The 14338-nt window shown below is 60.3% G+C and carries 14 protein-coding genes; 8 read left to right on the top strand and 6 right to left on the bottom strand.

Features of this window, described 5'->3' with window-relative positions; genetic code table 11:
* The first annotated feature begins 23 nt into the window (after positions 1-23).
* The 3 genes from J5M57_RS10105 to J5M57_RS10095 all read left to right on the top strand — a co-directional run bounded on the left by J5M57_RS10105 (position 24) and on the right by J5M57_RS10095 (position 1923).
* Positions 24-992 (top strand): polyprenyl synthetase family protein, encoded by a 969-nt coding sequence (locus J5M57_RS10105; protein ID WP_007963807.1) that lies wholly within the window; start codon positions 24-26, stop codon positions 990-992.
* A 126-nt stretch (positions 993-1118) separates the two neighbouring features.
* Complete coding sequence (locus J5M57_RS10100; RefSeq protein WP_025108781.1) at positions 1119-1460, top strand: zinc ribbon domain-containing protein YjdM; 342 nt, start codon at positions 1119-1121, stop codon at positions 1458-1460.
* Between the two features lie 205 nt (positions 1461-1665).
* On the top strand, positions 1666-1923 hold the full coding sequence (locus J5M57_RS10095; protein ID WP_064589261.1) for a hypothetical protein: 258 nt from the start codon (positions 1666-1668) through the stop codon (positions 1921-1923).
* 132 nt (positions 1924-2055) lie between these two features.
* On the opposite strand, the gene J5M57_RS10090 is transcribed toward J5M57_RS10095, so the two are convergent.
* The 3 genes from J5M57_RS10090 to J5M57_RS10080 form a co-directional block, all read right to left on the bottom strand.
* Positions 2056-2673 (bottom strand): FKBP-type peptidyl-prolyl cis-trans isomerase, encoded by a 618-nt coding sequence (locus J5M57_RS10090; RefSeq protein ID WP_003228367.1) that lies wholly within the window; start codon positions 2671-2673, stop codon positions 2056-2058.
* A gap of 122 nt (positions 2674-2795) precedes the next feature.
* On the bottom strand, positions 2796-3101 hold the full coding sequence (locus J5M57_RS10085; protein ID WP_207849068.1) for a DUF6482 family protein: 306 nt from the start codon (positions 3099-3101) through the stop codon (positions 2796-2798).
* A gap of 135 nt (positions 3102-3236) precedes the next feature.
* Positions 3237-3725 carry a TIGR00645 family protein gene (locus J5M57_RS10080; RefSeq protein WP_003228371.1) on the bottom strand — a complete coding sequence of 163 codons (489 nt, stop codon included), beginning with the start codon at positions 3723-3725 and terminating at the stop codon, positions 3237-3239.
* Positions 3726-3900: 175 nt separating this feature from the next.
* Between J5M57_RS10080 and J5M57_RS10075 the strand changes: the two genes are divergently transcribed.
* Positions 3901-5733 carry a hypothetical protein gene (locus tag J5M57_RS10075; RefSeq protein WP_207849067.1) on the top strand — a complete coding sequence of 611 codons (1833 nt, stop codon included), beginning with the start codon at positions 3901-3903 and terminating at the stop codon, positions 5731-5733.
* Positions 5734-5739: 6 nt separating this feature from the next.
* Here the strand turns inward: J5M57_RS10075 and J5M57_RS10070 are convergent, their stop codons facing one another.
* Together J5M57_RS10070 and J5M57_RS10065 are read right to left on the bottom strand one after the other, a co-directional pair.
* Positions 5740-6069 carry a hypothetical protein gene (locus J5M57_RS10070; RefSeq protein WP_064589264.1) on the bottom strand — a complete coding sequence of 110 codons (330 nt, stop codon included), beginning with the start codon at positions 6067-6069 and terminating at the stop codon, positions 5740-5742.
* A gap of 323 nt (positions 6070-6392) precedes the next feature.
* Positions 6393-8831: an ATP-binding protein gene (locus J5M57_RS10065; RefSeq protein WP_207849066.1), complete on the bottom strand. Its 2439-nt coding sequence runs from the start codon at positions 8829-8831 to the stop codon at positions 6393-6395.
* A gap of 301 nt (positions 8832-9132) precedes the next feature.
* Between J5M57_RS10065 and J5M57_RS10060 the strand changes: the two genes are divergently transcribed.
* From J5M57_RS10060 to J5M57_RS10045, 4 genes are all read left to right on the top strand, one after another.
* On the top strand, positions 9133-9621 hold the full coding sequence (locus tag J5M57_RS10060) for a DUF3015 domain-containing protein (protein WP_041065261.1): 489 nt from the start codon (positions 9133-9135) through the stop codon (positions 9619-9621).
* A gap of 269 nt (positions 9622-9890) precedes the next feature.
* Entirely contained in the window at positions 9891-11744 is a 1854-nt protein-coding gene (locus tag J5M57_RS10055; protein ID WP_169843325.1) for a DUF4105 domain-containing protein, read from the top strand.
* A gap of 155 nt (positions 11745-11899) precedes the next feature.
* Positions 11900-12256, top strand: coding sequence for a hypothetical protein (locus J5M57_RS10050; protein WP_064589267.1), 357 nt, complete (start codon positions 11900-11902; stop codon positions 12254-12256).
* Positions 12257-12327: 71 nt separating this feature from the next.
* Entirely contained in the window at positions 12328-12822 is a 495-nt protein-coding gene (locus J5M57_RS10045; protein WP_083367870.1) for a GreA/GreB family elongation factor, read from the top strand.
* Here the strand turns inward: J5M57_RS10045 and gdhA are convergent.
* Positions 12819-14156, bottom strand: coding sequence for an NADP-specific glutamate dehydrogenase (gene gdhA, locus J5M57_RS10040; RefSeq protein ID WP_207849065.1), 1338 nt, complete (start codon positions 14154-14156; stop codon positions 12819-12821). The genes J5M57_RS10045 and gdhA overlap by 4 nt on opposite strands.
* Between the last annotated feature and the right edge of the window lie 182 nt (positions 14157-14338).

The raw sequence follows: 14338 nt of genomic DNA, 5'->3' as shown, positions 1-14338 counted from the left end.
CCCTTCTGGAGCAACTGTCGCTGATGCAACCCCAAGCTTTCTACCGCGCGGTGGCGGACGATTTTAGCGCCGTCGACGGCATCATCAAGAAGCAGCTGACTTCCCGAGTGCCGCTGGTATCGAAAATCGGCGATTACATCACTTCGGCCGGCGGCAAACGCCTGCGTCCTTTGTTGGTGCTGCTGTGTGGCAAGGCGCTCGGCCGCGAAGGCGATGACCTGCGTCTGCTGGCCGCCACCATCGAATTCCTGCACACCGCAACCCTGCTGCATGACGACGTGGTCGACATGTCCGGCATGCGCCGCGGCCGCTCGACCGCCAACGCCATGTGGGGCAACGCCCCGAGCGTACTGGTCGGCGACTTCCTCTACTCGCGCTCGTTCGAGATGATGGTCGAACTGGGCTCGATGCCGGTGATGAAGATCCTGTCCCAGGCCACGCGCATCATCGCCGAAGGCGAAGTGTTGCAACTGTCCAAGGTGCGCGACGCCAGCACCACCGAAGAAACCTACATGGAAGTCATCCGCGGCAAGACCGCGATGCTCTTCGAAGCCTCGACCCACAGCGCGGCGGCGCTGGCCGGTGCCACCGCCGAGCAGAGCGAAGCCCTGCGCACCTTCGGCGATCACCTGGGCGTGGCGTTCCAGTTGGTCGACGACCTGCTCGACTACAAGGGCGACGCCGAGACCCTTGGCAAGAACGTCGGTGACGATCTGGCCGAAGGCAAGCCGACTCTGCCGCTGATCTACACCATGCGCGAAGGCACCCCTGAACAGGCGGCGCTGGTGCGTCAGGCGATCCAGAAAGGCGGGATCGAAGACCTCGAAAGCATCCGCATTGCCGTGGAAGCCTCGGGCTCGCTGGAGTACACCGCGCAACTGGCCCGCGACTACGTGGCCCGTGCGATCAAGTGCCTCGACGCACTGCCGGCCAGCGAGTACCGCGATGCACTGGTGGAACTGAGTGAATTTGCGGTCGCCCGCACACACTGATCACCGCGCAATCAAAGAGCCGCAGCCTTCCCCAGAAGCCTGCGGCTTTTTGTTGCCTGCCCTCTGAGCGCTAAAACCTTATATAATGTGCGACTTTTAGCGAACCACATCCCTCAAGGAGCCTTAGTGAGCACGTTGCCACCCTGCCCGAAATGCAATTCCGAATACACCTACGAAGACGGTGCCCAACTGATCTGCCCTGAGTGCGCCCACGAGTGGTCGGCCAGCGGCGAAGCCGAAGTGGCGTCCGATGATGCCGTGAAAAAGGATTCGGTCGGCAACGTCCTGCAGGATGGCGACACCATCACCGTGATCAAGGACCTGAAGGTCAAAGGCACTTCACTGGTGGTCAAGGTTGGCACCAAGGTCAAGAACATCCGCCTGTGTGACGGCGATCACGACATCGACTGCAAGATCGACGGCATCGGCCCGATGAAGCTCAAGTCCGAGTTCGTCAGAAAAGTCTGATCCTGATGTCAGCCATCCCGCGCCCGGCGTGGGATGGTGCTTCGCCCTCCCCGCTTTGCTCCTGCACCGACGCGTAATAGCCAGACGCCAGCCGTTTTGACCTTACGCAATCTTTATCCGGAAAAAATCGCAATCCGCCAATAGGCACTTGCTATTTGACGAATAAGAATTATTCTCATTGAAACCTTTCAAGGAGATGAGACCCATGACTTATTTGATCGACGCCTGGCTGGATCGCCCACACCCGTACCTCAGGATCCTGCATCGGGAAACCGGAGAAGTCTGTGCGGTACTGGAAGAAGAAGCCCTGCATGAGCTGCAGGATCAAGGCGATCTGGACGTCAGCAGCCTGAATTCCAGCGAACCGCTGGTGCTCAAGGAGCTGGTGCGCAATCTGTTCCTGTTCTGCTATGCCCGGGCCTTGCGCCCGACCCATGAGCTGCATCACAAGATAGAACTATGAAACGCGGTAAAAACTGTAGGAGTGAGCCTGCTCGCGAAAGCGGTGTGTCAGACAACACATCAGTCGACTGAAAACACGCCATCGCGAGCAGGCTCACTCCTACATTAGCCTGCCATCAAGGCAGGCCCGGGATTACAGAACGTCCAGCAGCTCGACGTCGAATACCAGAACGCTGTGCGGCGGGATGCTGCCAACGCCTTGTGCGCCGTAAGCCAGTTCGCTCGGCACGTACAGGCGCCATTTGCTGCCGGCATTCATCAGTTGCAGGGCTTCGGTCCAGCCGGCGATCACGCCGCCTACCGGGAATTCTGCTGGCTGACCACGATCGTAGGAGCTGTCGAACACGGTGCCGTCGATCAGCATGCCGTGGTAGTGAGTACGCACGGTGTCTTCACGGGATGGCTTGGCGCCTTCGCCCTGGGTCAGCACTTCGAATTGCAGACCGGAAGCCAGGGTGGTGATGCCTTCTTTCTTGGCGTTTTCAGCCAGGAACGCACGGCCTTCGCCTGCGGCGGCTTCAGCTTTGGCGGCGGCTTCGGCTTGCATGATCTCGCGGATCACTTTAAAGCTGGCGGACATTGCTTCCTGATCCACGCGGCTTGGCTTACCGGCGAATGCGTCGGTCAGACCGGCCAGGATAGCGTCGAGGCTGACACCCGGTGGCGGGTTGTCGCGCAGCTGGTCACCCAGCTGACGGCCGATGCCGTAGCTGACGCGGGTTTCGTCGGTGGACAGATTTACTTCGGACATGACACTGCTCCGCTGTGCGGACGGCCATCAGACTTGCCGTGCGTGCACAGCGCGTCCCGGCGCGCCCGGAACCTAAAAGGGCGAGCAGACTAGCACAGATGCCTGGCGATGGCGCGCAAGGCCTACAGGGCCGAGCGCCAGACCAGCGGCACTTTCAGGCTTTCCTCGTCACTGGCACCAAGTCCGCACATTTCATCGTGTACCGAGGTGTGCACGAGGTTGAACGGCAGCACCGGAAAGTTATGCAGCAAATCCCGCGCATGCTCCACCGAACGCAGCGTCAGCATCTTCCCTTTGGGATCACTCAGCGGGTACGCCGCCCCGTGCATCCGCGCCTCGAGCAGATAAATCCCGCCCTCCATGGAGATCAGGTTCAGCTCATCGACCTTCCTGGCAATGGCAAACGCATTCAACTCTTGCAGGTTCATGAACGCACCTCACGTGGTGGCGAGCGAAGACCCTTACAGGGATATGCCCGCGCGCACCAAAGCACAAGCCGCAAACGACACCGCCCGTCTGTTTCGCAACAGACGGGCGGTGTTTTTGCAGCGATCAATCAGTGATCAGTGCTTGGTGACCTTGTCCAGGTAACCCATGGCGAACGCCGAGATCACGAAGGTCATGTGGATAATCACGTACCACATCAGGTGCTCGGGATCGACGTTCTTGGCATCCATGAAAATCCGCAGCAGGTGGATCGAGGAAATCGCCACGATGGAGGCCGCCACTTTCATCTTCAGCGACGAAGAGTCCATGGTGCCCAGCCAGTTGAGCTTTTCCTTGTTGTCGTCGATATCCAGTTGCGAGACGAAGTTTTCGTAGCCGGAAATCATCACCATCACCAGCAGGCCGCCGACCAACGCCATGTCGATCAGAGACAGCAGCACCAGGATCAGGTCCGATTCGGCCATCGAGAACACGTTGGGGATGACGTGGAAGACTTCCTGGAAAAATTTCAGTGCCAGCGCCAGCAACCCGAGGGACAGGCCGAAGTAGATCGGCGCCAGCAGCCAGCGCGAGGCGTACATTGCGTTTTCGAAAAAGCGTTCCATTGAATCTCACACAAGGGGGGGTTGTAATCGGGGGCGAGTATAACAGTCACCTGTGACCGCCAGAAACCGCCCGGCTCGCATCTCAAATCAGCGCAACCTGCGTGTGTGCATGATTTTTTTTCTGCTACTGTCCAAACCATTGACCGCCTAGCGAAAGTGGACAGGACGACTGGAAATGGATGTGCGATTGCCGTTGACGACTGCCGGAATTTGCCTCGCGCTGGTGCTCGGTGGCTGCTCTCCCGGCGAGGAGAAAAAACCCTCGGTCAGCCTCGAAGCCAAAACGGCGACGTTCGAACATTCACTGGACGCGATTACCGATCCGAAGCTCAAGGACGCCGTGACCGAACTCGGCGGCTCACTGTTGTTGCTGGAGCGCGCGCAGCTCAAGCTCGACAGCACACCGCTGAAAACCGTGTACGGCGAAGACACCCTGGGCATCCTCAAGCACTACCCTTCCCCGCAGACGCTGGTCGATACCTTCATCAACGGGCTGTTCGTGCTGCACAAGGACGCCAGCTCCGACTACCTCACCGACCTGCAACCGGTATTCCCCCTCAATCTCAACATTCCCGGCGGCTTCCTGTTTCCCCACGGCGTGGAATGGCAGTCGGTGACGCTGAGCAACAAACGCGTGATCGCCTATCAGCCGGAGTGGTCGGAAACCGACCCCGGCATCCAGTTGAGCCCGTCCAGTTCCAACGTCAACAACCCCGATGACCTGACCGTGACCTACCCGTTCATCGAAGGCCTGGACGTGGACAAGAAGAACCAGCCGCAACCGGTGAGCCTGCAAGGTAAAGTCGAAGTCATCACCCCGCGCCGCCTGTTCAGCTTCAACCTGAGCCAGAAAGACGTCGGCCAGACCCGCACCGACGACAACCTCAGCGTCACCCTGCTGAAGCTGGAAAAGAACTACGCCGAAGTCGAATTCAGTAACAGCCTGCCCCTGGCCCCCGAGGTCGAAGGGGCGCAGCTCAATCCGTTGATCGTTCAGGCCCGCGACACTACCGGGCAATACCTGGTGCGCGCCGGCTCGATCAACGAGAGCCCGGCACAAGTGGCGTTCTACGAGAAACAACTGGCGCATCTGCAACAGCAGAAAACCTGGAGCGAGATCCTGGAAAAACAGCTGGAGGACGAGCAGCACGCCTTCGAGCAGCAGCACCCGCGCCGCTACAACAAGGTCTACTTCAACGGCCCTGTCGAGACCCTGGAAGTCAGCGTGCTCGATTTCTCGTCGGTGACCGTGACCCGCAAGGCCCTGGACCTGCCGGTGCGCACGTTCGACCAACACACCACGGACAAAGCCATCCAGCCGCTGGACCTGCCGGTGGTGGTGTATGACGATCTGGCGCCGAACTGGCTCAAGGGCGCGAGCCTGACCGAGGAAGAGCTGAAGGCCGGCGTTCGCATCCATCAGTCCGTAGAAGAGCCGAGCGCTGCACGCATCGAGTTCTCCCACCGCAGAACCTTCAACGATGAATTGCTCGGCGATGACTTCAGCCCAGGCGAAAGCCCGGTGACGTTCTTCACTGAGAAACGCAGTGGCAAACTCGACGAGCCAATCGAACTGCCGCCCGAGGCGTATCAGGTCGATCCACTGCAAGCGACCATCACCTATGATTTGAACCTGTTCCCGGAAACCCCGGCGATTGCCGTGGGTTCGATGCCGCTGTTCCTCGCGACCGTAGACAAACAAGCCTACGACGCCAAATCGCTGCCTAAAGGTCTGGAGATCAAGAACAACATGTTGGTGGTGGACCTGAAACGGTTCCCGGCCAACGCCTGGCGATTCTTCGTCAAGGATGACAGTGGCAACTACCTGAAACAGATTCTCTCGGTCAGCCACGATGCGAGCGCGGAAGGCCCGGCGCTGTTTGGCGTGCATTATTTCTATGGCCGTCCAACGCGCGTGGAGACCTATCAGCGAACCGAACTCAATACCGTGCAATACGGCTTTGAGGTCAAGCTCGACAAGGCGCAGTTGCCCGACACTGCGCCGTGATTTCGCCTAATGGTCGAACACGCCGACCGGACGCCCGCGTCCACCGTTGATCTGGCGCAGCTGTGCCTGCAGGTGCAGGCTCCAGATCTGCGGATCGTCGGCCAACTCATAGCCGTGCATGGTCAGGCTTTCAACAATGGTGTCGAGAATCGACTCGGCGGCGACCGGCCCGTGGAACGGGCCCTGGGCCTTGATCGCGGAAGGTTGCTCACCGGCCATGCCGGCGGCGAAGAGCAGAGTCCACATGCCGTTATCGCCGGCCAACGGCTTGATGGCGCACTCGATACGGGTCACAAGACCCAGGCATTGACGGGTGAGGCAGAGGTTGCGCGACATGGCGGCGACCCTCGGTAAAACCTGTATTCAGCCCTCACGCGAAGGCTGTTTCGATCCAGTGATACTGTCGATGTCCTTGAGCTGAGAATAGAAGAAAAGTCCGCCGCGCAAGCCAGATAGAACCAGAAGGCGCCGAATGGTCATTGTGTGAATTCTGACGTCAGAGTAGTGGCACTTTTCCTGAAGATCACCGCAATAACCAATGTTGAAAACAAATGTAGGAGTGAGCCTGCTCGCGATGGCGGCGCGTCAGGCAACATTTTTGCCGACTGACACACCGCCATCGCGAGCAGGCTCACTCCTACAGTTTGACCGCGCCAGGCTTAGGCCGGCTTGGCTTCCGCCAACGCCTCCTGCGCCAGTTCCTTCTCGGCTTCCTTCAGGTCTTCTTCGCTGATCATCTCGGCAATCACCCGCAACCGCTCCACCACCCGTGCGTTGACACTGCCCTCCGGGAACTGACCATCGGCATCCGGCTCACCGGCCGGCTCGCCCACCAGCAGGCTCAGCGCCTCGTCAGCCTGACGCACGGCGTACACGTGGAATTGCCCCGCGCGCACCGCCGCCAGGACCTTCTCGTCGAGCATCAGCGTGGCAACGTTGGCCTGCGGAATGATCGCGCCCTGCTCGCCGGTCAGCCCGCGTGCTTCGCAGAGGCGGAAGAAACCTTCGATCTTCTCGTTGACCCCGCCGACCGCCTGCACTTCACCAAACTGGTTGATCGAACCGGTGATCGCGAAGCACTGCTTGAGCGGGGTTTTCGACAGCGCCGAAATCAGCGTGCACGCCTCGCCCAGCGACGCACTGTCGCCATCGACGTAACCGTAGGATTGCTCCAGCGCGATGCTCGCGGAAATCGCCAGCGGGAATTCCTGGGCATAACGGCTGCCCAGATACCCGGTGAGGATCATCACGCCCTTGGAGTGGATTGGCTGACCCAGGTTGACCTCGCGCTCGATGTCGACGATGCCGCTGCCACCCGGGTAAACCGTGGCGGAAATCCGCGCCGGCACACCGAATGCCGAGTCACCGACTTCGAGCACGGTCAGGCCGTTGCATTTGCCGACCGCCGCGCCGTCGGTGTCGATCAGGATGATCCCGGCGAGCATGTCGTCGAGAATCCGTGCCGATACGCGGCCGGTGCGAGTGGCCTTGGCTTTCAGCGCCCGTTCGATGTGTCCGGCGTCGGTCATTTCATCGCCGGCCAGGTGACGAATGAAGTCCGCCTCGCTGACCAGCTGAAACAAGTCGCCGATCCGCGCCGACAAACGTCCCTGATGTTCGGCCAGACGCGCGCTGTAGGTGGCCAGACGCGCAACCGCGTCGGCGGTCAGCGGCGCCATGCCTTCTTCCGAGGTGCGGGTTTTCAGCAACTGGGCGAACTGCTCCAGGCTTTCGTCGACCATCGGGATGTCTTCGTCGAAGTCGACCAGCACCCGGAACATCTCCTGGAAGTCCGGATCCAGGTCCTGCAGCGTGTAATACAACTGCCGTGCACCAATGATTACCACTTTGACCTGCAGCGGAATGTGCTGCGGATTGAGGGTCACGGTGGCGAAGCGGCCCATCTCGCCCAGCGGCGACTCCATCTTCAGCTTGCGCGATTGCAGGGCGCGTTTCAGCGCATCCCACACGAACGGCTCGCTGAGCATTTTTTCCGCTTCCAGAATCAGGAAGCCGCCGTTGGCGCGATGCAGCGCACCCGGACGCAACTGGCGATAGGTGGTGTAGAGCGCACCCTGATCGGTGGTGTATTCGATGCGCCCGAACAGGTTTTCGTAGGTCGCGTGTGGCTCGAACACCACCGGCGCACCGCCACTGTGTGGATGACCGACCACCAGGCTCGGCGCGTATTGCTCTTCCAGCAGCTTGCGGGCGACGGCGTCGGTCTTGCTGTCGTCGACCAGTTGCTCGACCACGGTTTTCAGCAAGTACACCTGCATCGCTTGCAGATAACCGCAGACCGCGGCGTTCTCCGCGTACTTCTCCGACAGCGGCGACAGCAGCGGCTGCAAGGCCAGGGTGATGGTTTCTTCGTTGAGCGAACGCAGTTGGTTGTTCGACTCACGCTTCCACTGCGGCAGGCTGGCGAGTTCTTCGTTCAGCCGCTCTTCAAGACCGGAAATGTCCTCGTGAAAACGTTCGCGCTCGGCTTCCGGCAATTGCGAAAACTCGGCCTCATCCAGCGCCTTGCCTTCGAGCATCGGGGTGAAGGCGATGTTGCTGCTGTCGCGGTACAGGGCGACGTCCTTTTCCAGGGCCAGACGCTCGATGACGTCCAACGCCTTGTCGTAGCGCTGGTTGAAGGCGCGGTCGATGGCGCTCTTCTTCTGCTGGTAAGACGGGTGTTCGAACACCGCCGGGAACGTCGCCAGCAGGTTGTCGATCAAGCCGCCGATGTCACCGATGAACGCAGCGGCCGTGCCCGAAGGCAGCTCCAGCGCGCGGGGTTCGCGCGGTTCATCGAAATTGTTGACGTAGACCCAGTCCGCCGGGGTCTGCAGGCGTTTGCCTTCGGCTTTCAGGTAGCGTTTGACGAACGAGAAGCGGCCGGTGCCGGGTTCGCCCATGACAAACACGTTGTAACCGGGGCGTGGCATGGCCACACCGAACTGCAAGGCTTCGACCGCACGTTCCTGGCCAAGCACACCGCGAAAGGGCTCCAGATCATTGGTGGTAGTGAAGCTGAACTGTTCAGCGGAAAACGGACGGGTCAGCGCTTCAGGCGCTAGACGCAAGCTGGCAGCAACAGGATCAGGCATCGGACTTCCTTAACAATCAGGCGGGGCAGATAGCGGCATTCTGGCGCTGCCCGTGCCCCACTGGCAAGGCGCGCCACGTGTCAAAGCATAGACAAACGCCGTGCCGCGCGGCCCGCCCCGTGAAACCGGGGTTTTCAACGAATAATCAGCAAAAAATCACGGAACCACAGGAACGTGCCTAAACTCCAAACTGCGCGGCTGGAACTAATAACCGGCCCACTGGCTTCAAAAGGGTCTGTCTAGGCAGCACTTGGGGGGCCAGAACCCTGTCCATTGGTATGCACATAAAGAGAACAAAGCTATGAAACGGATTCTTCTCGGTACTCTCTTCACCGTTGTTTCCCTCAATGCCATGGCTCAAGCGCCAGGCGGTCCGGATTGCGGTTGGGGCAACATGCTGTTCGAAGGTCAGCGTGGCACCCCGGCACACTTCCTGGCATCCACCACCAACGGCACCTCCGGTAACGCCACGTTTGGTATGACTTCCGGCACCAACGGTTGCTCGACCAACGCGTCGCTGACTTACGGCGGTAAATCCTGGTTCGCCATGAATGGCATGATGAACGAGCTGTCCGAAGACATGGCAAAAGGCAACGGCGAAGCGCTGACGACTTATGCCGTGGTACTGGGCGTGGCGCCGGAAGACCGTGCGCACTTCGCCGCTGTCACTCACGAGCACTTCCAGCAGATCTTCAGCAAGGCTGACGTGACCGCCGAAGACGTGCATACCAACACCCTGGCCGTACTGAAATCGGACCCTCGTCTGGCCAAGTACGCAACTCAGGCTTAAGCTCGACCCACCCGCTTCCTTCGGGAAGCGGGTTTTGTTTTTTTCGGCCCGCCCTTTTTGAGCGAAGCCAGGTCAGTTGAAGCATTACGCTGAATCCTGTGGCGAGGGAGCTTGCTCCCGCTAGCGCACGCAGCGGCCCCGCCCTTCAAGAGCCGGGAGCGCTGCGCACTCCAGCGGGAGCAAGCTCCCTCGCCACAGGTTCCTTACAGAATTGACCTGGTATTACCTGCTTGGGGTCTTTGTTTTTCTTTCGACTTAAGTTGCCACTTATGCTCAAACGCCTTGCCTGGCTGGCGCTCTGTGTCTGCGCCCCGCTGTCCGCCGCGCCCCACATCGACCCTCAACGTTTGCAGCAACTGGCCAACGATCGCTTCTGGATTTCCCTCGGCCATTACGAAACCGCCAAGCTCGGCGGCTGGCGCAGCTATGTCAGCGACAAGAAATTCTTTCTTGCCGCCGACGGCAATGAACACCCTGACCATGAACTGGCCGCCACCGTGCAAGCGCTGTACGCCCCGGCCAGTCTCGGCGAGCAACATGCGCAGTGCGTCTACCCGGCGCGCACGCGCTGGCTGAAAGCACAGCTCAACCTCAGCGACCTGCCCGCCCCCGATTGCGCCGAATTCAAACAGTGGTTCAAGGATGTCTCGCCGCACAGCGCGGTGATGATCTTCCCGGCGGCGTACCTCAACAGCCCGTCATCGATGTTCGGCCACACCCTGCTGCGCATCGATCAGGCCGATGTGCAGGCCGACAAGACCTCGCTGCTCAGCTACGCGATCAATTTCGGCGCCTACATCGAGGGTTCCGACAACAGCATTCTTTACGCCTGGAAAGGTTTGATGGGCGGCTATCCGGGGCTGTTCGCGCTGGTGCCTTACCAGGAAAAACTCTCCGAGTACCGCAGCCTGGAAAACCGCGACCTGTGGGAATACCGGCTGAACCTGACCCAAGCCGAAACCGCGCGCATGGTCGAGCACGTGTGGGAGTTGAAGCAGATCCAGTTCGACTATTTCTTCTTCGACGAAAACTGCTCGTATCGCCTGCTCGAACTGCTGCAAGTGGCGCGCCCGAGCCTGCGCCTGACCGAGCAATTCCCGCTGACGGCCATTCCCACCGACACGGTCAAAGCGGTGAAAGAGGCCGGGCTGGTGGAAAGTATCGAATACCGCCCGTCCCGCGAGCGCGAACTGCTCAGCCGCGCCGAGCCCTTGAGTAGCGACGAACAACAATGGGTGCTGAAAGTCAGCGCCGATCAACAGGTGCTGCAGGACCCGACCTTCAAGGCCCTGCCCCGGGATCGTCAGGCGCTGATCATCGATGCCGCGTATCGTCTGGAGCGCTACCGCGCCAACGGTCAGGAACGTGATGCGCAACGGGCGCAGCGCAGCTTCGAACTGCTGCGCGCGATCAACAAGAACCCGGCGCCGGAGCTGGAAATTCCGCAACCGGGCTTGCCGGAAGACGGCCACGAATCGCGCACCTGGCAGGCCGGCGTCGGTACCCGGGGCGATCGCGCCTTCGGTGAGTACGGCTTGCGCATGGCCTATCACGACCTCAACGACAACGCCGAAAGCTTCCCCCTCGGCGCGCAGATCGAAATCCTGCAGATGAAACTGCGCCAATACGAAGGCAACCAGTGGCAGTTCCAGCAACTGGACCTGGCGACCATCCGCTCGCTGACGCCGCGCAATGAGTTGCTGCAACCGCTGTCATGGCAAGTCACCGGCGGCCTTGAGCGCGTGCCGGGCAAGCATGATGACGAAACCCTGGTCAGCCACGTCAACGGCGGCGGTGGCGGCACTTGGCAGTTGGGCGAAGACACGCTCGGGTTTGCCCTCGGTACCGTGCGCATCGAGCACAACAGTGACTTCGCCGGGTTCGTCACGCCGGCCGGTGGTTTCAACACCGGCGTGCTGTGGAAAAACCCGCTGGGCAATCTCAGTGTCGAGGCCAAGGGCGATTACTTCACCAACGGCGAAGTGCGTCGCAGCCTGAGCCTGAACCAGCAGTGGGAGTTGTCGCGCAACCTCGGTTTGCGCCTGAGTGCGCAGCGTGAATTCAGTCATCTGGCGACGCCGGAGACTGAAGTGATGCTTGAAGTGAAGTGGTATCACTACTGAAACGATCGCAGCCTGCGGCAGCTCCTACAGGGGAAATGCATTCCAACTGTAGGAGCTGCCGCAGGCTGCGATCTTTTGATCTTTCTTTCACACCCCATCAACGAATCCCCTTCTAGACTTTCCCTATCAGCCGAATATCGGCGCGGGAGAGTGCGATGTGGCGGTGTGCGGGACTGTTGAGTGTTTTGTTGTTGCTCGGGGGTTGCCAGACCACCCATGAAGACTTGATCGCCAAAGGTTATCCGCCGGCCTTCGCCGATGGTTTCGATGACGGTTGCGTCAGTGGGCGACAAGCCGCCGGCTCGATCAGCGGCGAGTTTCGCAAGAACGTGCCGCGCTATCTCAAGGACAAGCAATACGCCGAAGGCTGGACCGACGGCTTCCGCCAGTGTCAGGCGATGCTGGAGAACAAGGATCGCGAGGAGTACCGCAACGAGCACTGGGACGAACGCGAACGTGCCTGGCAGCAGCAAAAAGATCAGGACGCCGGACGGGCGTATCGCTCGCAATAGGTCGTTTCCAGACATCCAGTGAAACCAAATGCCGGCGACCATGGCCCAAACTCTATGCAGAGGAGGACACCATGAGCCGCGCTTTCGTCAACGAAGACAACGCCGCCGCGCAAGCCGATCAGCCCGTCGAACGACAGGTCAGCGCGCAGCCCAATTACGTCACACCGCAGGGGTTGGCCCAGCTGCAGGCCAAAGTCGCCGAGCTGCAAAGCCTGCACGCCGAGCAATCGGCCAAGGGCGAACAGGCCGACAAGCAACGTCTGGCCGATCTGGAACGGGATCTGCGCTATTTCAACCAGCGTCTGGGCAGCGCGCAGGTCGCGACCACAGCCACCTCCACCGACAAGGTACAGATCGGCAGTTGGGTGACCTACGCCGATGAACACAACACCGAACGCCGGGTGCAACTGGTCGGTGAAGATCAGGCCGACGCCAGCAAAGACCTGATCAATTGGGGCTCACCGTTGGGCCGGGCATTGCTTGGCGCGCGACTCAACGATGAGGTGCTGTGGCAGCGCCCCGCCGGCGATCAAGTGATTGAAGTGATCCGCATCGAACCGGCTTAAACCACGCCCTGCGCCAACATCGCATCGGCCACTTTGACGAAGCCGGCGATGTTCGCGCCTTTGACGTAATTGACCTGCCCGTTCTCTTCGCCGTAATGCACGCAAGCGTGGTGGATCGACTGCATGATCGCGTGCAGCTTGCTGTCCACCTCGCCCGCCGTCCATAGCAGGCGCATGGCGTTCTGCGACATCTCCAATCCACTGACCGCAACCCCGCCAGCATTCGAAGCCTTGCCCGGGGCGAACAGAATCCCCGCCTCGATGAAGATATCCACAGCCGCAAGCGTGGTCGGCATGTTCGCGCCTTCAGCCACACACACGCAGCCGTTGCGCAGTAACGTGCGCGCAGCTTCAGCATCGAGTTCGTTCTGGGTAGCGCATGGCAGCGCGATGTCGCATGGCAGCGACCACGGCAACTGCCCGGCGCGGAATTCCAGGCCGAACGCTGCGGCCAGCTCGCTGATGCGTCCGCGTTTGACGTTCTTCAATTCCAGCAGCGCCAGCCATTGCGCTTCGCTCAGGCCGGACTCGCAGTACAGCGTGCCTTCGGAGTCGGACAGCGAAATCACCTTGCCGCCGAGGTCCATGACCTTGCGCGCCGCATATTGGGCGACGTTGCCGGAGCCGGAGATCGCCACGCGCTTGCCTTCGACGGTCTGCCCGCGGCGCTTGAGCATCTCTTCAGCGAAATAGACGCATCCGAAACCGGTGGCTTCCGGACGAATCAGGCTGCCGCCATAGGTCATGCCCTTGCCGGTCAGCACGCTGGTGAACTGGTTGCTCAGGCGCTTGTACTGGCCGAACAGAAAACCGATTTCCCGCGCGCCGACGCCGATGTCACCGGCCGGCACGTCAACGTCCGAGCCGATGTGGCGGTACAACTCGCTCATGAATGCCTGGCAGAACCGCATGACTTCGGCGTCGCTCTTGCCCTTGGGATCGAAGTCCGAACCGCCCTTGCCGCCGCCCATGGGCAGTGAGGTCAGGGAGTTCTTGAAGGTCTGTTCGAAGGCGAGAAACTTCAGCACGCCCAGGTTCACCGAAGGATGGAATCGCAAGCCGCCCTTGTACGGGCCGATGGCGCTGTTCATCTGGATGCGGAAACCGCGATTGACCTGGACCTTGCCCTGATCGTCGACCCACGACACGCGAAACACCACCGCTCGCTCCGGCTCGCAGATGCGCTCCAGAATCCCCGAGCTCAGGTAATGCGGATTGGCTTGGAGAAACGGCCACAGGCTGCGCAAGACTTCTTCGACGGCCTGGTGGAATTCGGGTTGATCCGGGTCGCGTTTTTTCAGCCGGGCGAGGAAGGATTCGACGGATTCGATCATGGGAAAAGTCTCGGCAAATTTATTGTCGTTGGAAGCGATTGAGCCGGACTGTAACAAACGAATTGCGCACAGCAACAGCGCAAAATGTCGCAGTTATGAAATTAAATGGTGCACAGGATATAAATAAGGCGGTTTTTTGGGCTGATTTTGCACCTGAATGGGGAGATCAAATTCAAGTCATG

The sequence above is a fragment of the Pseudomonas sp. 86_A genome, from assembly GCF_017491705.1.
Taxonomy (GTDB): Bacteria; Pseudomonadota; Gammaproteobacteria; order Pseudomonadales; family Pseudomonadaceae; genus Aquipseudomonas; species Aquipseudomonas koreensis.
Note: the sequence above shows the minus strand (reverse complement) of the source record. Positions and strands in the feature narration are given on the sequence as shown.